Source organism: Halalkalibacter okhensis, assembly GCF_000787375.1.
GTDB classification, from domain to species: Bacteria; Bacillota; Bacilli; order Bacillales; family Bacillaceae_D; genus Halalkalibacter; species Halalkalibacter okhensis.
On sequence record NZ_JRJU01000001.1, the window covers coordinates 52,269 to 72,729 of the forward strand.

23 protein-coding genes are annotated in these 20,461 nt (G+C 38.9%); 7 read left to right on the plus strand and 16 right to left on the minus strand.

What is annotated here, in order from left to right; all coding sequences use genetic code 11:
• The first annotated feature begins 6 nt into the window (after positions 1-6).
• On the plus strand, positions 7-891 hold the full coding sequence (gene folE2 / locus LQ50_RS00260) for a GTP cyclohydrolase FolE2 (RefSeq protein WP_034624879.1): 885 nt from the start codon (positions 7-9) through the stop codon (positions 889-891).
• A gap of 46 nt (positions 892-937) precedes the next feature.
• Here the strand turns inward: folE2 and LQ50_RS00265 are convergent, their stop codons facing one another.
• Genes LQ50_RS00265 through cobA form a run of 3 tightly spaced genes read right to left on the minus strand, consistent with a single transcriptional unit; the run spans position 938 to position 3,859 of the window.
• Entirely contained in the window at positions 938-1,552 is a 615-nt protein-coding gene (locus LQ50_RS00265) for a precorrin-2 dehydrogenase/sirohydrochlorin ferrochelatase family protein (RefSeq protein ID WP_034624880.1), read from the minus strand.
• Positions 1,549-2,385, minus strand: a complete 837-nt coding sequence (locus tag LQ50_RS00270; RefSeq protein ID WP_034624882.1) for a sirohydrochlorin chelatase — start codon at positions 2,383-2,385, stop codon at positions 1,549-1,551. The genes LQ50_RS00265 and LQ50_RS00270 overlap by 4 nt, the downstream gene beginning before the upstream one ends.
• Before the next feature lie 4 nt (positions 2,386-2,389).
• Positions 2,390-3,859 (minus strand): uroporphyrinogen-III C-methyltransferase, encoded by a 1,470-nt coding sequence (gene cobA / locus LQ50_RS00275; protein WP_034624884.1) that lies wholly within the window; start codon positions 3,857-3,859, stop codon positions 2,390-2,392.
• Between the two features lie 266 nt (positions 3,860-4,125).
• On the opposite strand from cobA, the gene LQ50_RS00280 reads away from it, so the two are divergent.
• From LQ50_RS00280 to LQ50_RS00295, 4 genes are all read left to right on the plus strand, one after another.
• Positions 4,126-4,431, plus strand: a complete 306-nt coding sequence (locus LQ50_RS00280; protein WP_034624885.1) for a MerR family transcriptional regulator — start codon at positions 4,126-4,128, stop codon at positions 4,429-4,431.
• Between the two features lie 142 nt (positions 4,432-4,573).
• Complete coding sequence (locus LQ50_RS00285) at positions 4,574-5,419, plus strand: divergent polysaccharide deacetylase family protein (protein ID WP_052144499.1); 846 nt, start codon at positions 4,574-4,576, stop codon at positions 5,417-5,419.
• A complete protein-coding gene (locus LQ50_RS00290) occupies positions 5,388-5,960 on the plus strand; it encodes a GNAT family N-acetyltransferase (RefSeq protein WP_034624886.1) in 573 nt (190 codons plus the stop codon). Before LQ50_RS00285 ends, LQ50_RS00290 begins: the two co-directional genes overlap by 32 nt.
• Positions 5,960-7,840 (plus strand): S8 family peptidase, encoded by a 1,881-nt coding sequence (locus LQ50_RS00295; RefSeq protein WP_237563611.1) that lies wholly within the window; start codon positions 5,960-5,962, stop codon positions 7,838-7,840. The genes LQ50_RS00290 and LQ50_RS00295 overlap by 1 nt, the downstream gene beginning before the upstream one ends.
• Positions 7,841-8,018: 178 nt before the next feature.
• Here the strand turns inward: LQ50_RS00295 and cysC are convergent, their stop codons facing one another.
• The 7 genes from cysC to LQ50_RS00325 all read right to left on the minus strand — a co-directional run bounded on the left by cysC (position 8,019) and on the right by LQ50_RS00325 (position 12,789).
• A complete protein-coding gene (gene cysC / locus LQ50_RS00300; protein WP_034624888.1) occupies positions 8,019-8,615 on the minus strand; it encodes an adenylyl-sulfate kinase in 597 nt (198 codons plus the stop codon).
• A 175-nt stretch (positions 8,616-8,790) separates the two neighbouring features.
• Positions 8,791-9,927 (minus strand): sulfate adenylyltransferase, encoded by a 1,137-nt coding sequence (gene sat, locus LQ50_RS00305; protein WP_034624889.1) that lies wholly within the window; start codon positions 9,925-9,927, stop codon positions 8,791-8,793.
• A gap of 27 nt (positions 9,928-9,954) precedes the next feature.
• A complete protein-coding gene (locus LQ50_RS00310; RefSeq protein ID WP_034624890.1) occupies positions 9,955-10,662 on the minus strand; it encodes a phosphoadenylyl-sulfate reductase in 708 nt (235 codons plus the stop codon).
• Between the two features lie 87 nt (positions 10,663-10,749).
• Entirely contained in the window at positions 10,750-10,893 is a 144-nt protein-coding gene (locus tag LQ50_RS24725) for a YezD family protein (RefSeq protein WP_084138570.1), read from the minus strand.
• A 204-nt stretch (positions 10,894-11,097) separates the two neighbouring features.
• Positions 11,098-11,868: a DUF4097 family beta strand repeat-containing protein gene (locus LQ50_RS00315; RefSeq protein WP_034624892.1), complete on the minus strand. Its 771-nt coding sequence runs from the start codon at positions 11,866-11,868 to the stop codon at positions 11,098-11,100.
• A gap of 109 nt (positions 11,869-11,977) precedes the next feature.
• Entirely contained in the window at positions 11,978-12,217 is a 240-nt protein-coding gene (locus tag LQ50_RS00320; protein ID WP_034624893.1) for a hypothetical protein, read from the minus strand.
• Between the two features lie 134 nt (positions 12,218-12,351).
• Positions 12,352-12,789, minus strand: coding sequence for an SRPBCC family protein (locus tag LQ50_RS00325; protein ID WP_034624894.1), 438 nt, complete (start codon positions 12,787-12,789; stop codon positions 12,352-12,354).
• 124 nt (positions 12,790-12,913) lie between these two features.
• Here LQ50_RS00325 and LQ50_RS00330 point away from each other — a divergent pair, with 124 nt between their 5' ends.
• Together LQ50_RS00330 and LQ50_RS25885 are read left to right on the plus strand one after the other, a co-directional pair.
• Positions 12,914-13,306, plus strand: coding sequence for a hypothetical protein (locus LQ50_RS00330; RefSeq protein ID WP_237563612.1), 393 nt, complete (start codon positions 12,914-12,916; stop codon positions 13,304-13,306).
• A complete protein-coding gene (locus LQ50_RS25885; RefSeq protein ID WP_237563613.1) occupies positions 13,303-13,452 on the plus strand; it encodes a CPBP family glutamic-type intramembrane protease in 150 nt (49 codons plus the stop codon). The genes LQ50_RS00330 and LQ50_RS25885 overlap by 4 nt, the downstream gene beginning before the upstream one ends.
• Positions 13,453-13,488: 36 nt before the next feature.
• Here LQ50_RS25885 and LQ50_RS00335 read toward each other — a convergent pair whose 3' ends face one another.
• The 6 genes from LQ50_RS00335 to LQ50_RS00360 all read right to left on the minus strand — a co-directional run bounded on the left by LQ50_RS00335 (position 13,489) and on the right by LQ50_RS00360 (position 20,419).
• The gene (locus LQ50_RS00335; protein WP_034624896.1) at positions 13,489-13,926 is read right to left on the minus strand and encodes a YaaR family protein; all 438 of its coding nucleotides are present in this window, start codon (positions 13,924-13,926) and stop codon (positions 13,489-13,491) included.
• A 111-nt stretch (positions 13,927-14,037) separates the two neighbouring features.
• Positions 14,038-14,862 carry a flagellin N-terminal helical domain-containing protein gene (locus tag LQ50_RS00340; RefSeq protein WP_034624897.1) on the minus strand — a complete coding sequence of 275 codons (825 nt, stop codon included), beginning with the start codon at positions 14,860-14,862 and terminating at the stop codon, positions 14,038-14,040.
• Between the two features lie 14 nt (positions 14,863-14,876).
• Entirely contained in the window at positions 14,877-15,311 is a 435-nt protein-coding gene (gene fliS / locus LQ50_RS00345; RefSeq protein ID WP_373279159.1) for a flagellar export chaperone FliS, read from the minus strand.
• 54 nt (positions 15,312-15,365) lie between these two features.
• Positions 15,366-15,662 (minus strand): EscU/YscU/HrcU family type III secretion system export apparatus switch protein, encoded by a 297-nt coding sequence (locus tag LQ50_RS00350; protein ID WP_034624900.1) that lies wholly within the window; start codon positions 15,660-15,662, stop codon positions 15,366-15,368.
• Positions 15,659-19,168 (minus strand): coiled-coil domain-containing protein, encoded by a 3,510-nt coding sequence (locus tag LQ50_RS24175; protein ID WP_052144501.1) that lies wholly within the window; start codon positions 19,166-19,168, stop codon positions 15,659-15,661. Before LQ50_RS24175 ends, LQ50_RS00350 begins: the two co-directional genes overlap by 4 nt.
• Positions 19,169-19,231: 63 nt before the next feature.
• Positions 19,232-20,419, minus strand: coding sequence for a DNA polymerase IV (locus LQ50_RS00360; RefSeq protein WP_052144502.1), 1,188 nt, complete (start codon positions 20,417-20,419; stop codon positions 19,232-19,234).
• Positions 20,420-20,461 lie beyond the last annotated feature (42 nt).

Consider the following 20,461-nt stretch of genomic DNA (forward strand, 5'->3'; position numbering starts at 1 on the left):
AATAAGATGAAACGTTCTTTACCCCCTAAGGCCGAGCGTCATCGTCATTTTGGTACTGTTGATCCCGTTATAGGAACGAAACCAACAGACAAAGAGAAGATGCCAGACCTTCAAAATAAACCAGATGATTTTTACTTTCCTATCCAGCAAGTAGGAATTTCTGATGTAAAATACCCTGTCATGATTGAATCAGAATTAGCACCAACAACACAAACAACAACAGCAACATTCGCTTTAACAACGAGCTTAGAACAAGACTTTAAAGGAATAAATATGAGTCGCCTAACGGAGCAACTTCATCTATTTTTCCAATCTCATTTGCTAACCGATCAAACATTACGTGAATTTACTGCTATTCTTGCTCGTGAAATGAAACAAAAAGCAGCGAACGTACGCGTAACGTTTCCATGGTTTTTTACAAAGACAAGCCCAGCCATGCAAAAAGAAGGAATGGCCCATGCTGATATCACATATGATGTTTCATTTGATGAGGACCAAGGCTATACTTCTATTATAACACTCACAGGAGCTGTGACGACTCTTTGTCCATGCTCAAAAGAAATTAGTGAATACAGCGCCCACAATCAACGAAGTTTCGTCACAATGACTGTAACAGTAGATGATGCATTTGAGGCGGATTGGAAAGCAGTTCTGTTAGAAGCTGCCGAAAGCAATGCAAGCTCTATTCTTTTCCCAGTGTTAAAGCGTCCTGATGAAAAGGCCGTTACTGAGCGTGCGTATGAAAATCCACGCTTTGTTGAAGATCTTGTTCGTCTTGTTGCAGCTGATTTATATGAACATGAAGCCATTCGTTCATTTGAAGTTCAGTGTCGTAATGAAGAATCTATTCACCAGCACGATGCCATTGCGAAACTTTCTTTTACGAAATAAATAAAAAGGGAGAACCATTTAGCGTTTAACAATGGTTCTCCTTTTTTTATGCTTGATCGATTAATTCACGCAAGAGCTGTTCGCGATTCGGATCTTGCAAAAAGTATGGCATAGCACATTGCCGTAGAATTTGCTTCCGAATACTTTGCTCTAACCCACTACTATGTACTTGTTTTCTTGCATGCTCTAAAAATAGCAAATCTTCCTCAATGGAATCAGGAATAACCTTACTTATTTTATCCATCAGTTTCTTTCCATACGTCGGGCTAGCTCCACTAGTGGATACAGAAACAGACAAATGGCCTCTTTGAACAGTCATCGGGAAGTGAAAATCACTTAGATTAGCATGATCAGCAAAGTAAACGAGTTGAAATGGCCCTCTCTGCTGATAAAGGGATAGATGAAGTGCTGAGTCATTTGTCATAAAAAACAGCAAGTCTTCATTAAATGTTGATTTGTGGTCCACCATTGTTTTTTCCCATCTAAATCGAGGCTCATTCAAATAGCATTCTAAAGTTGGATGAAGCGTTGGTGCATAAACAACTATTTGACTGATGCCTGCCTCAAGTAATTTAGGAATCTGTCGAGTTGCTACCTTCCCAGCTCCAATAACAGCTGCCTTTTTCCCAGTTAGCTTCAGTATAATCGGAAGATAACTCACGCTTTTCCACCCGACGTTTGCTTAGACCTTGTACGCAAATAACAAGTGTCACAATTTATTTTTACATCCTCATCTAATACTTCTTGTACACGTTGTCCTAAAATGGTAATTAACTGATCGTCAAAACCTAAATAATCACATAAAATAAAATCTTTATTTGTTTGTTTAGACCACTGATCTAATTGCTTTTGCAAGCCTTTCATTAACACACCAGTAAATAACAAATAAGGCACGACATACACAATTTTATTTGGCAAACGGTTCATTCGTTCTAATCCCTCGTCGACATTTGGCCTTGTAGCGGCTAGAAAGCAAACATCGACTTCATTTACTGGAGTATATTCCCAAAGAAGTCGAGCAACCTTCATTAAGTCACTCGTCTGATCAGGATCACTGCTCCCCCTTCCAACTAATAGAATGGAAACCGGTTGACGCTCTTCGTACCTGGGGCGTTCATTCGCAAAGTCAAAACCAACAGCTCTTAATCGATCTTGAATAATGTCAATCACTGTTAACTCAATTCCAATAGGGCGTCCATAAGAGAACGCGATATGAGGATACATTGCCTTCATCTTATCAATTTCTTCAGGGATATCAACTTTCGCATGCATAGCTGTCAATAAAAGCAAGGGAACAACGGCAATTTTCGTTGCGCCTTGCTCAACACAGGATTGCACTCCTTCTTTGATCGTCGGCTCAGCTAACTCAAGAAAACAGCATTCCTGAATGTTTACATCTGCGTGTTCTTTTTTTGCTTTATTAACAAAAGAAAGAAGCTCCTCGTTCCCAGCTTGAACACGACTTCCATGCCCAACATATAAGATTGCTTGCATTGGATCACCTACTTTGTTTTACATTGGATTTTAACATGTCTACTAACTCTTCCTTGGATGGTTTTTGTAACATATGTTGAACTTCATACCCTAATTCAATTGCAGCTTTAGCTGTTTCAGGTCCAAAACAAATCACTTCAGCTCGTTTTGATAATGTTTCGGGCGTTTCCTGACATGCTAAAATTTGCTCTGTCACCATTCTCACTGCTTCTGCACTTGGAAAAACGATCGTATCCACTCGATCCTCATCTAGAATACGTTGGCAAGTAAAATTAGACTGTTCAATAACCTCATCTGTATGAGACACGAAAAAGTCATGTTCACTATAAAGGTCATACCGTTTTCTCTCACGCGTTTCCCAATTTTTAGAAGCGATAACAAGTCTACGATCCGATTCAATCATTTCATGGACTCCAAACCCTAGACAAGCAAACGATTCAATGGCTTTTATTGATTTTTTCGATGCACCATAAAAACGTGCATGAATAGACCTAATGTCAATTCGTTTATTCCTAAGCTGCGCAAAGAACCAATCGACTGATTTCGGTGAATGAAAAATAATTTGATCGTACTGCTCGAAGGAGATATCCGCATCTAATTGATCCTCCTTTGTTAAAAGTCGAGGATACTCAAATACATCCGCCCCTAATTTTGTCAGTTCACTTGCTATTTCACTTGGTCCTTCCGTTGTCCTTCCAAATAAAATATGTTTTCCGAAAAGGGGCTGTCGCTCAAACCAACTTTCTTTCGTTCGAAGTTTAGCTACTTCGCCTACTAACGTAATAGCAGGATTCGAGAAACTTTCTTTTTGAACAAGTTCTGCAATTGTAGCAAGGTCACCAGTCAACGTTTTTTGTCTTCCTACCGTTCCCCACTGTACAAGTAATACAGGTGTTTTCGGACTTCGCCCATGTTCAATCAGCTGCTCACATATATATGGTAAATTTTTTACACCCATATAAAAAGCAATCGTATCTACTCCAGTCGCTAGCCCTTTCCAATCAATAATTGGTTGTCCAGCAGGCGATTTATCATGCCCTGTTACCACGGCAAATGATGCTCCATGATCTCGATGCGTTACCGGTACACCGGCATAAGTAGCGGCCCCAATTCCAGCAGTAATTCCTGGTACAATCTCATAGGAAACACCGGCTTCTTCAAGTGCAGCTGCCTCTTCTCCCACTCGTCCAAATACACTTGGATCTCCACCTTTTAACCGAGCTACTCGCTTACCTTCTAGTGCATACTTCACAAGCAAATCATTAATAGCTTCTTGTCTAAGTAAGTGCCGATCGGGAAGTTTCCCACAATAAACTAATTCTGCTCCCGGCTTCGTAGTCTCAAGCAGTAGAGGGTTTACAAGACGGTCATATAAAACAACATCGGCTTTTTCCAAACATTGTTGCCCTTTCACTGTCATTAGACGAACATCACCTGGGCCTGCACCAATTAAATATACATATCCTTTATACATGATCATTTCTCCTTTTATCTCTCTGTAAATCTAGATCATTTCATTCCCGACTTTTTTTATATGTTTTATCAATTATATTATATAGTAGGCTTGACCTCAATTAAAATAAATTCATGTTAGTCTTACTTCACTTTTAATCTTCCACTTTATGTTAAATCCCAATAATCAATGTCAGATTATCTAACATTTCCTGTCACTTACCACATAATAGTGTGATATGATGGTAAAAAGATCTGAACATTCTAACTTAATAAGGGGTGGAATGGGTGTCAACATATAAAGATAAAAAAGTAATTACAATTGGAATTGTCAGTGAACTTACCGGTCTTTCTGAGAGAAAAATTCGTTATTATGAAGAGAGAAAACTCATTTATCCAGAAAGATCAAAAGGCGGAACACGAAAATATTCATTTCTAGACGTTGAGCGATTATTAGATATTGCCAATAAAATGGAAGATGGCATGCAAACATTTGAGATTCGGAAAATGGAACAGAAACAATTGCAGAAAAAAGAAGTACGCGATCGTATGCTTCGCGGACAACTTAACGCCGCATTTAATATTCGTAAGTAAACCATATATAACGAGCAATCGTTATATATGGTTTTTTTTGACCTTTTTTCAATAGCTTATCTTTATTTTATCTTTTTATCATAGAACGTAAAGTCCTTTGACAAACTAACAAAAACAAAGTGATGAGAAAAGGTGGTTAACCATGCAATTACGGTTCGTAGTTCGTACTTTCTTAAGTATAGCCTTACTATTAACAGCATTCATTCCTACATCATTTGCAAACGAGAATGAACAAGTTGCTATCATTATTGATGACTTCGGGGGGGATGTGAGAGGAGTTCAATCTTTCTTAGATGGAAATATTCCTGTTACCGTTGCAGTTATGCCATTTATGGAGCAATCAACCGAACAAGCTAAGCTTGCTCACAATGCAGGTCTAGAAGTTATAATTCACATGCCCATGGAACCTAAAAAGGGGAAAGCCTCTTGGCTTGGACCAAATGCCATAACAAGCGACTTGTCGGATAAAGAAATACAAAAAAGAGTATTAGCCGCTATTGAGAATGTTCCTTTTGCAAAAGGGATTAATAACCATATGGGTTCTAAAATTGTAGAAGATGAACGAATTATTCGTATTATTTTAGAGATAGCTAAACAAAAGGGTCTTTACATTATTGATAGTGGAACAAGTTCTTCCTCGGTCATTCCTAAGTTGGCAAAAGAAATGGACATCCCTTACGCAACAAGAGATATTTTCATCGACGATACTCATTCTTCAAAAGCACACGTTATGAAGCAAATGTCGTCATTACTAAAAATAGCAAAGACAAATAAAAAAGCGATTGCAATAGGGCATGTAGGAATCAATGGACACAAGACTTTTGAAGGTATTTTAACAACCCTTCCATCTTTTACAAAAGAACGAGTAAAGATTGTTCCAGCATCCCATCTTTTAGAAACAAACATAGAAAAAGATCCTATGCATTTTTGGCAGCCTAAAGAAATGGAGGATGAAGATGAAAACACTTACCCAGCACCAAGCAAGTGAAACATTTACAGCCAAAGATCAATCAAAAATTATCCTTCGCCCTGCACAAAAACATGATGCGAAAGATATTATCTATTCTGTTACCTCTATCATTAATCAAGGAACATATATCCAAAAAGAACGAGTTCGAACCATTCAAGAGGAAGAAGCATTTATCAAGGAAATGAAAGAGGCTGGCAATATGTACATCGTCATTGAAGTGAATGGAGCAGCTCGAGGTATTGCGAGAGTTCTCCGTGGAGAACTTCAAATGAAACATCATACTGGCCTATTCCGAACATGGCTTCATGAAGAAGCTCAAGGGAAAGGAATTGGGAAAAAGGTGATGGAATACACGCTTGCTTGGTGTAAACGAGAACAGTTGCATAAGTTGTGCCTTACTGTTTTCTCATCAAATAAAGTAGCTACGCACTTATATGAAAAAGCTGGATTCGTCATTGAAGGCATACAAAAAGAACAAGCCTATCTTAATGGGACGTATGACGACGAGATATGGATGGCTTATTTCTTTAATCGTAATAGAAAGGAGGATTCATTGTAATGTTATGGAGAATGGCAAAATCAGTGTTAATCGTCGGGCTCGTCGGTATCGGGCTAGCCATTATTGGAAGAGCTCTTATTGACGACAATGGGTATACAATTCAATCCAAAAAGATTCCAGAGGATTTAGAAGTCTCTGCTATGAATCACTTAATGGCAGAAGATCTATCTATGACCACATCAATGTTTTTAAAGCAGCTCTCCTCTCAAATGCAAAGATGGGCAAATCAAGACTTAGAGGATCAAGAATTACAAACTAAGTTTAAAGAAGAAGTAAGAGAACATCCTCATTTTCACGGTTTTGCTATACTAGAAAACGAAAAGGTTATCAGCCAAGTTGGTCAAATTGAACGAATGGATGTAACAAAGCTAACGCACCGTCATATGAAAAGTAACTTTTCTGACCCTTATTCAATTGATGGAAAGCAATACATGTTAATGGGGGAAACACTTGAAGATGGTCGAACGGTATTAGGAGAAATTGATTTATCTTTTGTGAAATCCTTCGTAAAAGGCCTTGCTTCTGTAGCCGATGCAACTGGAACCTTTTTTGTTTCGGGCGCAGACCCAGAGGTCGAATGGGAAACAACTGAAGATATCCCTGAAAATTTAGAAGCTGAAACCGTACCAGAATTAGGTTGGCAAATCGTTGTTCATTCTGATAATCATAAACCAGAACAATTTCAACAGCCTTTCTATGAGAAACAAGCTGTAATAAAATTTAAAAAACGCGAAGTTGCGTCAACGTGGTTTACTGAAAATCAAGATTTGCTCGTTCTAGAAGATAACAATCCGTTGTTTGTGGTTGAATCCAAAACGGAATCGACCGAACAGTTAATCCAACGATTACGCAAGGAATATGATTTAGCGATTGCAGAACCAAATTATAAAATATCGAAACAAGTTATTCTTTTTTCTACAGATCCAAATGAAAGAAGACACACTCCTCCAAGGCAAACCACTAGAGAACAAAACAGAAGCCGTGCCGGAGATGAAGAGGACCAACATAATGTGTTAACAACTAAACCGAATGATGAATTTTTTGAACCATATCAGTGGAACTTAGATCAAATTGAGATAGATGAAGGGTGGAACTTGTCAGGAGGTCAAGGGATAAAAATTGCCGTATTAGACACCGGCGTTGATCCTAATCACCTTGATATTGCCGAGAAGTTAGGACCGGGATACAACTCGTTTGATGATTCATCCGATTTCTCTGATGCACATGGACATGGAACTCACGTTGCGGGTGTTGCCGCTGCGTTAACAAACAATGTAACAGGGATAGCTGGTGTGTCTTGGGATAGCACAATTTTGCCTGTTAAAGTATTAAACGATGAAGGAGAAGGCTCATCATTTGAAGTCGCTAAAGGGATATACTGGGCTGTTGAACAAGGGGCAGATGTGATTAACATGAGCCTTGGTGATTACTACTCGTCTGATTTGTTACATGATGCCATTCGTTATGCATATGAACAAGATGTTGTTTTAATTGCCGCATCTGGAAATGACAATGTCGAAGACCCTATGTATCCAGCTCAATATGAAGAAGTATTCACTGTTGCTGCAGTGGATGAAGCAAAAAACCGTGCATTCTTTTCCAATTACGGAGAACATGTTGATATTTCCGCTCCGGGTGAGCATATTCCAAGCTTGTTTCCTGACAACAACTATGTAGTCATGTCAGGGACATCAATGGCGGCTCCACATGTCGCTGGCTTGGCTGGGCTCATTCGCTCTCTACGCCCTGATTTAACCAATGAGGAAGTATATGAAGTGATGCGGTCAACAGCTAAAGACCTCGGTACCGATGGACGTGACCCTTACTATGGATATGGCGAAATCGATATAGCGGCCGCGTTAAAATCCATAGCCAATTAACAAACTAGAACTAGTCCATATTGCGTTACCAATGTTAAGGAGGGAGTCTGACCCTTCCTTTCCTTTTTTACACCCAAAAACTTTAGTAGCTAAATGACAAAAGTCAGACCCTCTCTGCAATCGACCGCTTTTTAATACGGTGAAGATCAACAGAGGGGTCTGACTCCTAAATATGTTTTTATAAAATATTCTTGTCTTTTAAGTAAGCTACTATTACATTGACTGACTCTTCGACAGTCTGCTTATCCGACTCTACGATGATTTCTGGAGCATCAGGCTCCTCATAAGGCGAACTAATTCCTGTAAATTCAGGAATTTCTCCAGCACGAGCTTTTTTATAAAGCCCCTTTGGATCACGTTCTTCACAAGTCTCCAAAGAACAACGCACGTAAACCTCAATAAATTCTCCTTCTTCCACTAAGTCACGAATACGATCGCGGTCTTCTTTAAAAGGAGAAATAAAGGCCGTACAAACGATCGTTCCTGCATCAACAAAAAGCTTGGCCACCTCGCCGATTCTTCTTATGTTTTCTTTTCGATCCTCATCACTAAAGCCAAGACCTTTATTTAAACCATGACGTACATTATCTCCATCTAAAACATAGCTGTTTTTTCCTTCCAAGAACAGCTGATGTTCTAATGCGTTAGCTAATGTTGACTTCCCAGCACCCGATAGCCCTGTAAACCATAATATCGCGCTTTTATGACCGTTTCGCTCTTGGCGTTCTTCTTTCTTGATTGTTGTCTCATGCCAAACAATATTGTGACCTGCCATCATTTCTCCCCCTCTAAAAACTTCTAATATTTATCTTTTATAAGACCTCTGCCCCACCCAATTAATTGGTGCTCTAGTTGTTGTAATGAACTAGTCACATATTAAGCTCAGCGAGAATGATGGAGAATTCGACAGCGATGGAAGTCAGAATCATCCCCATTCCCACTCGTTCTACTTAAGCGTGCACTTTCTGCATTCCACGAATTAGCACTTCAACTACTTCCTTACGGCTGAATTCTGGCGGTGGTACGACACCTTCAGATAACATTTGACGAACTTTAGTTCCAGAAAGAACCACATGATCTTCTTTTCCATGAGGACATGTTTTCGTTGAAGCCATGTTACCACACGCTTTACAGAAAAAGCTATGTTCAAAGAATAGCGGGCTAATCGCTAATTCACCTTCTTCAAATTCAGAGAAGATCAATTGCGCATCATACGTACCATAATAGTCACCAACACCAGCGTGATCGCGACCAACAATAAAATGTGTACAACCGTAGTTTTGACGAACAATCGCGTGGAAAATGGCTTCACGTGGACCAGCATAACGCATTGCCGCAGGGAATACCGCTAAAAATACACGATCTCTTGGATAGTACTTATCAAGTAACACTTCATAACTTTCCATTCGAACATTAGCTGGAATATCATCTGATTTGGTCTCACCAACTAATGGATTTAAAAATAGACCGTCAACAATCTCAAGAGCTGATTTTTGTATATACTCATGTGCACGGTGAACTGGATTACGAGTCTGGAACCCGACAATTCGCTTCCAGCCTAATTCCTCAAATTTCGCTCTTGTTTCTTTTGGGTCTAAATAATACGTCTCAAAACGATCATGCTGCACACGTTTAATCAACGTAATTTCTCCACCGACATAAACATTTGGACGTTCAAACATTTTTTTCACGCCTGGATGAGCATCATCACTTGCTCGGTATACGTTGCTAGCCTCGACTTTTTTATCTGGTGTAAAAATGTCAGCAATTTCAATGACACCATAAACCTCACCATTAAATACTAACTTCACCTTTTCACCAACAGTAAGAGTGGCTGCCTTTTCTTCTAAAACTGGCAACGTAACAGGAATACTCCAAACCGTTCCATTCGCTAAGCGCATGTTGTGTACGACTGATTCATAGTCTTCTTTTCCTAAAAATCCCGTTAATGGGCTAAATGCACCAATTCCTATTAGTTCTAGATCTGACAGAGAAAACGAATCTAGTTCAATTTCTTTCGTTAGAGCTGATGTGTCATAAGATTGGTCAAAACGATCAATTAGTGTTCCTCCATGTGCTTGAATCATGTAACATCTTCCTTTCTAGTTCCGTTATTATTTGTGTAATCCACATTCTGTTTTTGCTAAATTGGCCCAGCGTCCACTTCGAGGATCTTCGCCTTTTGCAACTGGCTTGGTACAATATTCACAACCAATACTTGGGTAACTTTTATCATGTAATTCGTTATAATCCAATTGATGAAGTTTCACATACATCCAAATCTCTTCTTCCTTCCAATGAATTAATGGGCAGATTTTAATGGACTTGAATCGGTTATCTCGATTGACAAACTGTGTATTGGCACGTGTTGGAGACTGTTCTCTTCGCAAACCTGAAATCCATGCATCATAACGGCTTAACTCCCTCTCAAGAGGAACCATTTTTCGAATATTACAGCAAGCATCAGGGTCACGCTCCCAAAGGCGATCTCCATGTTGTTGTTTTTGTTCTTCCGGCGTAAGGTCTGGTTTTGCTAGCTCAATATTTAAGCTAGGATAACGTTTTTTCACTTTATCAATTAAGTGATAAGTTTCTTTGAAATGAAAATCGGTATCGAGAAAAACAATCGTGGCATCTTTTTTTACTTTGCTTATCAAGTCAATTAATACCATTCCTTCGACACCGAAACTACAGGAGTAAACTAAGTTCTCTCCAAATTCACGATATGCCCATTTTAGAACTTCTAACGAATCCTTATGTTCTAACTCCTTGTTCAACCTTTCATAATCCTCATTGATTAACGCTTGATAGTTAATATCCATACACTCACCCCTCTTTGAAACATAAAAAACGACGAAGATTAAGTAATCCTAATCAAACGTCGCCTCTAGTTTTCTAGTCAGCACGCCTTATTTAATTCGTACTTTTTCATTTTTCTCCAGTTGAATAACTTTTCCATCTTGAACGATTAACGTTACAGAGCCATATTTCAGACCATCTAATAGCTCTTGTAGTTGTTTACTTATTCGTTGGAATTCCTGTTGACTTCCCATCGTAACCTTAACCTCCCTCAATTACCGTTATTTAAAACGAGGAAGTTTAATTCCTTGTAATTTGATATGATTTATTAGTTTAATAGTATTCTATCCAGCATTCCAAAAAAAGTCAAGATGATATCCGCCTAAAAAGAAGACAAAAAAAATAAGGAGTATCACATTAAAGGGGAAGTTTCCCTTTTTCAGTGTTCTCCTTATTTTTTAAGGTTGTGTAATAGTCCCTGTCACATCTTCAATATTAACGGCTCCGCCCCGACTTTCCAAAATTTCTACATCACCATTTACGCCTACAATGTTAATGTTACCTGAACCACTTCTAATCAGAACATCTCCAATATGATCCTGAAAATCAACATGCCCTGACCCCGCTATAAGTTTCAATTGACCCGATGATCCGGAAATATTTGTTGTTCCTGCATTGTTATTAATCGAAATGGCTCCACGTACATTTTCTAACGTCACATGCCCTGCTCCGTCAGTAATCTCAACATCCCCTTCAATATCTTGTAACGTAAGGTTGTTAGACCCATGTTGTAATTTTATATCCGACTTCATTGATAAGATTTTTAATTGACCTTCATTTTGTCGATAAGCTAAAGGTAAGTGATCTGGCACTTCGATCTCTAAATGAACAAAGCCTTGTTCAATATCTGTTCCACGTTTCACAGAGGTGCGTAGCTCTCCGTTTCCCTCTCTCGCTTCCAAAACGAGTGAAGTGTTATTTTCACTAAATCTTTTAGCCTGTTCAATGTCTTGATCACTCATGGCTGCAAACGTCGCTGTTACTTGAATTTGCTCAAGCCCTTCAACACCCGTAATGGTCACATCTCCTTCATCTTGATCAATGACAAGAGCCTCTAATCCCTCTGAATCCAATGTGAAAATTTCTTCATTCTCATACGTTACAATATTACACCCTGTCATAACAAAAATTGCCAAGACAAGTAGTCCTGCACTTACTATTTTGTTCATTCTCTTCTCTCCTGTCTATTATGCATGCCAGTTTCCAAGTTAAGTGTACAGAATGTTCCGGGCACAAGCCAATAATTATAAACAGAAAGTACGATTATTCACGATTTAGTCACTTTTTCAAAAATGGAATGACTTCAGCTGGGGGTTTAACAATGGAAATATATTCAATTTTATAACCTTCTTTTTTCCTTTTGAGAAATGTTGATTTAGAAATCGGTCGAGCTCTAGACCACCCTAATGAATCAATGTTTTCCCAAGAGTCATATGTAATTAATTCTTTTTTATAATAATAGTCATTTCCGGATGGATATGACTCACAAATGTATTTTACCGTCTGTTTTGAATGCATATATAGCCACCCCTTTGGCTATTAGCTTTCCCCAGATTAAAACAAGTTAAAACTACTGGTTAGAGTTTATGATTGTAATTGATTCATGCTAAACTAAGAAAGTAAAATTGGAATGTTCTATTATTTAAATGCGATCATTTTCCTTGTCGTAACTCATTTTTAATGGCAGACTCACGTCCTTTAAATAGCACTTGTAAAATGGGCCTGGTAACACAACTCGGCACTTTTGCTTTAAAATTAACCACATCTTCCATAATTGTGTGTGCACCAAATTTAGTAAAGTTGTGCAGATGGCTCCATTCCGTAAATGGAAAAGGGAGATCTTCGCCCTGATCTAGAAAGCAACTTAGATGATCTACCTTACTTATCCGCGAAGTCCAGTTTACACTTAACAAAGCAACTTGAAGCTTCAGGTGAATTATATTTCCCTCAACGGTTTCTGGGTTGGATAAAATGGTTACCTTAGGAAAAGTTGTAATCTTAGCTAAATTGTCTGCAGTAGAAAAAAAGGCCCATACTTGTTCAATTGGTGCATCAATTATTGTTCTATATGTAAATACAAGTGAACCCATGGCAAGTACCCACCACCTTTAGCAAATTTACTATCATTTTAAGAGGGATTATCTATGGTAAAAGAAGATTTCATTTTTTATTTTGGTTATTCTTTTGGCAGTTATGCTACTAGCAGTCAGCTTTATGATTATTCCCAGTTATTTTTGGATTCTTTTTCCTTTTTCACTTTTTTCGTTATCTATTTACAGTTGGACATTTGAGAAGCCACAAGTAAAGAAACTCCATATCTTACATTGGCTACTCTCACTATCAAGTGGCCTCTTTCTTTATCTCCTTTTTGCTTTTGGAAAATGGTTTATAGAGATATCCGACATTCCACTAATGAACCAACTGCAAGCCCTTTATGAATTAGTTAAGCCGAGTGATTTGCTTCATTATATTTGGCTATTTATTGTAGTCATCCCTGGGGAAGAATGGTTTTGGCGGGGGTTTATTGTGGAGCGAGTCAGCAAAAAAACAACGATGTATAAAGCGGCTTTTTCGGTACGCTTTTATACGGAGGAGCACATCTTATGACCGGAAGTCTCCTGTTAGTACTAGCTGCTCTATTTGGAGGCTTACTTTGGTCCATTCTATATTTGAAGACAAGAAACATTCTTGTCCCGATTATTTCCCACATTTTTTTCGATATTCTTTTGCTAATCGTTTTTCCTTTAGTATAAAAAGATGACTCAATCCCTAGGTGTTATTGAGCCATCTTACGCATAGATATTTACTAACAGTCCTTTAATCTCCCCAACCATATTTAGAATATCTAACCCTTTTTTCTCCTTTTGAAGTACCGCATCTGTTAAGTCTAACAACTTCCGATCAACTTCTTGAACAATTTTATAAATCTTCGTTCGCCCTCTGCGGTTAAATCCTCGACGCTCTTCTAAACTTAAACCAAATTGAACAGCATCTTCCATAAATTCTTTGACAAGTGCCTTGTATTTGCGCAACTCATCGACAGTTCTCGTTTCGGAAAGGACTTTTCCTTGATCGTCAATTTTACTCATGAGTTGCGAGAGCCGTTCATAAGCTTTTTCATCTCGTTGTTTGCCCATTACTTCTTGAAAGGACACCTTTGCCTCGGGCCCCGTCTTCTTTGGTTCTAAACGCCCCAGTCCTGTTTTGGCTATACGTTGCACATCCATAATAAACCTACTTTCTAAGCGAGTCTCATGTTTGTAGTTTACCACAAATTCCTTAGAAAATGAGGTGTCTCATTAGGCAAACAATCCCTATGAGGCACCTCTAAAAAAATATTATTGTAACAATTGTAAAACACCTTGTGGCAATTGATTTGCTTGAGCAAGCATTGCCGTTGCTGATTGATTCAAGATGTTGTTACGAGTAAATTCAGTCATTTCAAGTGCCATATCAGCATCACGAATTCGTGATTCAGCAGCTGTTAAATTTTCGTGAGTGACTTGTAAGTTGTTAATCGTATGTTCAAGACGATTTTGAATCGCACCAAGAGTGGAACGCTGACCTGATACGGTTTTGATAGCAGCGTCTAGTAAATCAATTGCTTCTACAGCACCATCTCTATCAGTTACACTTATATTGTTAATACCTAACTCGGTACTATCCATTTTTGAGATATCAAAATCGACGCTTTGATCACCGTTGGCACCGATTTGGAAAAACAATGTCAAATTCCCAGCACCACCATCTCCATTTAACAAATTTAATGTATTAAACTCCGTTTTCTCAGAAATATCATCAATTTCCTCAATCAACTGAGAAATTTCTTTATTAATTTCAACACGATCATCGTCTGTATTCGTATCATTCGCTGCTTGAACGGCTAGTTCTCGCATACGCTGAAGCATTGAGTGAACCTCTTGCATCGCTCCCTCCGCTGTTTGCATAAGTGAAATACCATCTAGCGCATTTCTTTCAGCCATTTTTAACCCACGAATTTGTGAACGCATTTTTTCTGATATTGCGAGTCCTGCAGCATCATCTGCAGCGCGGTTAATACGTAGACCTGAAGATAGCTTTTCTAAATTTTTTGACGTACTTGCTTGGTTTTGGTACAAATTACGGTAAGAGTTTAATGCTTGGATGTTGTTATTAATTTTCATGTGATTTTATCCCTTCATTTCTCATAGAGTGAATTGGTTTCATACACGTTTACCTTGGCCGTTGTTCTTTTTGCCATTGAATTCGGTTTCGTTTTCATTGATTCATTCCATGATGACATAATTTCAGTTAACAGATGAATAACCTCATTGATGATTTTCTTGTCTTTTTTTATATTAGCTTCAACTAAACGGTCAGCCATATAGTTATAAATTTGTTCAAGTTGATCTGCAATAATTCCAGCACCATAGTTTAATCCTGCACCTAAACGGTGAACAATGTCACTTGCCAACTTTAGCTTTTCATTAGCCTGAATAAAGTCCTTTTGATCAATAAAAATGATCGCATTTTCTAAATTCGTTACGCATGCTTCGTACAGCAATGCGGTCAGCTCTTGAGGAGATTTTTGATAAAGTGTCTCGTTCGTAAGGCTTGTGGTCAAGCGTTCCACCTCCATATTGTCCATTCTTCCATATACTTAATATCGGATCTTGTCGAATATAGTTTAATAGTTTTTTTCCATTTCCTCGATCAAAAGTAAAATCTCTGCCATAACAGAATAAAGTTGTGGTGGAATGTTATCCCCCAAGTCCATATCAAGTAAATTTTCAACTAGCTTCGCATCTTCTTGCATATGAACATTGTTTTTCTTGGCTAACTCCATAATTTGTGTAGCAACTTGTCCTTTCCCTTGTGCTACAACTTTCGGCGCTTCTCCATTCTCATCATATCTAATAACAGCAGCTGTTGGACCATTAATCTTCTTGCGCTGTTTATGATTAAAATGTCTTGTGACCATCATATTTTATAATCAAACCCTTTCTCACCAAACACAGGTTGTTGAGATGTTTCTCGTTCTTCTTTCTTTATCAACTCTTCACCTTTTGACAGTTTACTAAAATTAATACCATTTATTGAATAACCAATCTCAGAAAGCTTTGCGACAGCCATTTCAACAAGAGGGGTCATTTTCTGTTCAAAATCTCCTTTATCATTTTTTAACGTTACAGAAAGGTGCCCTTTTGCGGCTGATACAGCTATCCCAATTTCGCCCATTTTGGGCGTTTCCATTAAAAAGTAAAGACTACAATTCTCCCAATCTACTTGCTCACCTTCATTTCTCGAATTAACAAATACTTGTAAATTCTCTACTTTATCCTCTAATAGCATCGGAAGTTGAAAATACAAACTTTGTAAATTATTTTGTTGATCTGATCTACTTAATAGTTGCTGTCCAGTAATATTGGAGAGCGCTTGACTTGCAAGCTGTTGGACACGAGTACCTTCCTCTTCTCCGCGCGCTAATTGCATTAAAATTGATTTTAAATTTCGATCAGAGGCTTCGTGTTGTTCACGTCCAGAGGCTAATTGCATAGCGATCTCGCTATCACGGTTTAATCCTGCATTTCTGATCATTTCAAACATTGCTCGCGGAGAACCTTCTTGTATAGGTCCACGGACAGTTTCAGCATATTTTGATCCAAAAGATTGATTTGGTGATTGCCATTCACGTAAAACTTGTTCATTTGCTGCGGTATAAAGCTTCACTTTCGTTTCTGATGGTTGGAATTGTAATCTCTCGACCTGCTGCTTCACATCTCGAACAATTTCATTTGCTTCATGATGCTTCCCTTGTGTTAACAATTTTTTTGCTTCAGCTAATTGACTGCTAGCTTGCATCAATTGCCGTTCTGTCTTCATATCCGTTAACAACATCATCTCACTTTTTAAAATCGCATTATCTAAATTTTTTATCGTCGTTTCAAGTAAGGGCTTGGCCTGAGGATGGGCTTGACTTCGAAATTGCTCAATTTGCCGGTTAATCAGGTCTAAATTTCGAGTAATATCTCGTTGAAGTTTCTTAAAGTCGCTTGCCATTTCTGCCATTTTTTCTGTAACCGTTGTAACCGCAATTGACTTACTGGACAGATCCACACTTGTTTGGAGCCCTTCATTTTGTGTATACGTAGTTATCTCTTGTTGCCTTATTTGATTAATTTGCTTAATATCTTCAATTGCATTGGCTACTTCTTGACGAGACTTTAATTCTCTCCCCTGTTGCTGCAGCTCATTTGCTTCGTTAATTGATTGTCTAAATTTATTTTGCTCTTCTTTAGTAAGAGCTTGATGGCCACTTAGTAAAGAATGTACCTTTTTGATAGCACGCTCTAAAGAAGCTTCCCTTTGAAGCGCCGTTTCTGCTTCTTTCGCCACTTCCCCTAAATTACTTACCTGCAAAATTGCATCAGACCTTTGTTTCGATGGAATACTTTGTTCCATTGCATTTAGTGATTGCTGTAATCGATCATGAGCGACATTTTGTAATTGGTTTGCCTGAAGCAATGTTTTAGAAAGCTGTTGGCTTATTTGGACATCTGAATTGGCTATTTGTCTAATAATCATTTCTACTTTTTCGTTCACAGAATGAGATAACCCACCTTGTGCAAGTTGTTGCCGAACCTCCAAAAGAGCTTGGCGTCTTTCTTCATTCTTAATAGAGTGTTCTGTTTGTTGTAAAGCTGCGTTCATACGATCATGAGAAATTCGATCTAGTTGTCTTGATTCAGTTAGTGCGCGGTTAACAGTTCGGCTAGTTTCTCGGTCTATTTGAGGATCGTGCGTAAGCTGTTGCACTCGGTCCGCAGCTCTTTGGATGGATTCACGAGGAATCTCATTTCGTACTTGTGCAATTTGATCAACTATCCGAGATCCATTACCTTCATTTGATTGAGCTTGACCTCGATTCTGAGTCCCTCCTGCAGCATCACTTCTTACCTGCTGTGCAACGCGTTCTAACTGGCCCACCTGATCACGGCTCACTCGTTCATTTTGGGTCAATCTTCCTTCGATTTGTCCACTCGCTTGTTGCACCGTTCTTGCTCCTTGTACATCTTGCCGTCCTTCACGATCAATGGGGGCTCCAGTTTGAGTTGGTTGTTCCACATGTACTCGTTGAACCTGGCTTTCAATTGAATTAATTGCCCTAACTAAACGATCATTCGATACCTGCTGAACTTGATTCGCTTGACGAATTTCACGTATTAGTTGTTCATGTACCGGAGTACGAGCCTCTCCTCTAATCGTCTCAACTCTTTCTCTCGTTGCTTGCGTCAACCCTTGTTGCTCTAACGACATTCGGATATCTCGTAAAGCTTGGCGTTCTGCTGGATTTTTCGTAATTCGCTCGACTTGCAAAAGCGCTTGAGAAATTCGATCGGTCATCACACGGTCTGCTTTCCGTACTTCAGCTAGTACCCGCTCAATCGCCTTGCTAAATTCCGGATCTTTTTGTACCAAATTCGCTAATTGAAGCACTCGATCAGTTGCTTTTTGGACTGACTCACGCTGAATTTCGTTTCGTGTTTGCGCAATTTGATCAGCCACTTGCGATCTATTTCCTGCAGGGATTTCGGTTACTTGTCCTCGTTCTTGAGGTCCTCTTACGTCTCTCTCCATCTGATTAAGAGTCCGAACTATCCGCTCCAGCCCAGCACCCTCTCGGCCTCTGGTAACATCACTTCTTGCCTGCTGTACGACGCGCTCTAATTGATCGGCCTGATCACGGCTCACTCGATTATTTTGGATCAATCTTCTTTCAATTTGCTCACTCACTTGTTCGACCGTTCTTGCCGTTTGGACATCTTGGCGTACTTCGCGAATGCTCGAATTAAGTGTTTGATTTTGACGTTCAATCCGCTCTCTTGCAACAGGCTCTACCTTGAAGTCACGATCTATTTCTTTTGCTAAATCTGTTAATACATTATGGACCGGCCGACCATGTAAGGCTTCATGTATAGAACGCAGATGCGTAGAGGTCGCTTCTAGTCGCTTATTCGCTAATGCTTGAACGGATTGCAGGCGTCGTTTTGAATCGCCTTCGTTTAAAAACTTTTGTAAATCTCTAACAGCTTCCTTTGATAAGGCTCCCCCTTTATCAAGTATTGTAGTAGCAGCCTGCCTTAACTCAGGAGTTGGCTGTTGAATTCCTAATTGACGTAATGTTTGATTAACACCTTGCTGACGTCCCGGCTCTTGATTTCGAGAGTCTTGAGTCCCTCTCACACCCTCATCATGAATCACCTTTACATGAATGCGATCTGCTTCTGAACCAAGTACCTGGACCGTTGTTCGTTCACCTTTCGGCATGGCACCTTCAAACTTAGCTACCATCTCTCTTCCCCTAACAGAAAGCAATGCTTCATGATTCCCTTTTTGTTCTTTCACGGTAACCCGATACACGTCACCCTCTCTGAGTTGCATCGCTCGTTCCGATTGCTGTGTTGTATGTAAAGGTGGTTGAATCTGCATCCTCTCACGCTCCGCTCATCTTCATTCTACTTTTATTATCGGTTGCATTTGAGAGAATCTTTACTACTGTTCCTCTTCTTCTTTTTTCCAACCTCTTTGAACAACGCCTTCACCAAACCGCTCACGTAATTGATTTATTGTCTCATTTATTTCTTCTTTTTTGATCTCCTCTGTGTAAGTAAATAAGTCCAGTTGTTTGTACGCATGCTGTTTTTCAAGTAAATCATAAGTACTTATCCCTAATAACCGGATCGCATTTCCGTTCCATGCTTTCTCTACAAGCGCCTTTGCCTCTTTCATTAAGTCTTCGTGAGATTGAACCGGGTTTACAAGTTTATGACTTCTCGTAATCATTTTCCAATCATAATATCGAATCGTGATTTGCACTCCTCTAGCAAACATGTCTTTTTTCCGCAATCTTTGGTGTACCCGTTTAGCAAGGTCATCCAAGGTCGCTCTTATTACTTGTATGTTTTTTGTATCTTTACGTAATGTTGTTGAATGCCCTATTGATTTATATTCAGAATAAGCATGAGGGTTAACAATTCTGCAATCATTTCCGTTTGCTCTTTCTTTTAACTCTAACCCTCGCTCCCCAAATTTTTTCGAAATTAATTCTTTTGGGGCCAATGCTAAGTGACCGATCGTCAGAATGTCTACTTTCTTCCACTTTTCTACTGTTCTTTTCCCAATTCCGTGCATCTCTTCTATTGGTAGTGGCCATAACTTCTGCTTAATGTCGCGTTTTCGTAGTATTGTAATCCCATTTGGCTTTTGCATGTCACTAGCCATCTTAGCTAAAAATTTATTCGGTGCAATTCCAATGCTACAAGGAAGGTCCAGCTCTGTTAACACACGTTTTTGCATATCTTTAGCTAGTTGAATTGGATCTTGTTTATGTAAATATGTCGTTAAATCTAAGTACCCTTCATCAATAGATACTTGTTCAACAAGAGGAGTATAGGTAAAAAGAAGCTCAAAAAGAGCTTTCGAAGCTGCGCGATACCGATCACCATTTGGTCTAAGAATAATAAGACTAGGACATAACTTTTTTGCTTGCCAAATTGGCATCGTTGTTTTCACCCCTTTAGCTCTTGCTTCATAACTACTTGTTATAATAATACCTCGGCGCTCTTCTGGATTTCCGGCAATAGCAACTGGTTTTCCTACTAATGAGCGGTTATAGGCAATTTCCACCGAAGCAAAAAAACTATTCATATCCAAATGAAATATCAAACGAGCACGATTCATCTACCTGACCTCCTTACCCTCATTATACGAAAATACGTTCGT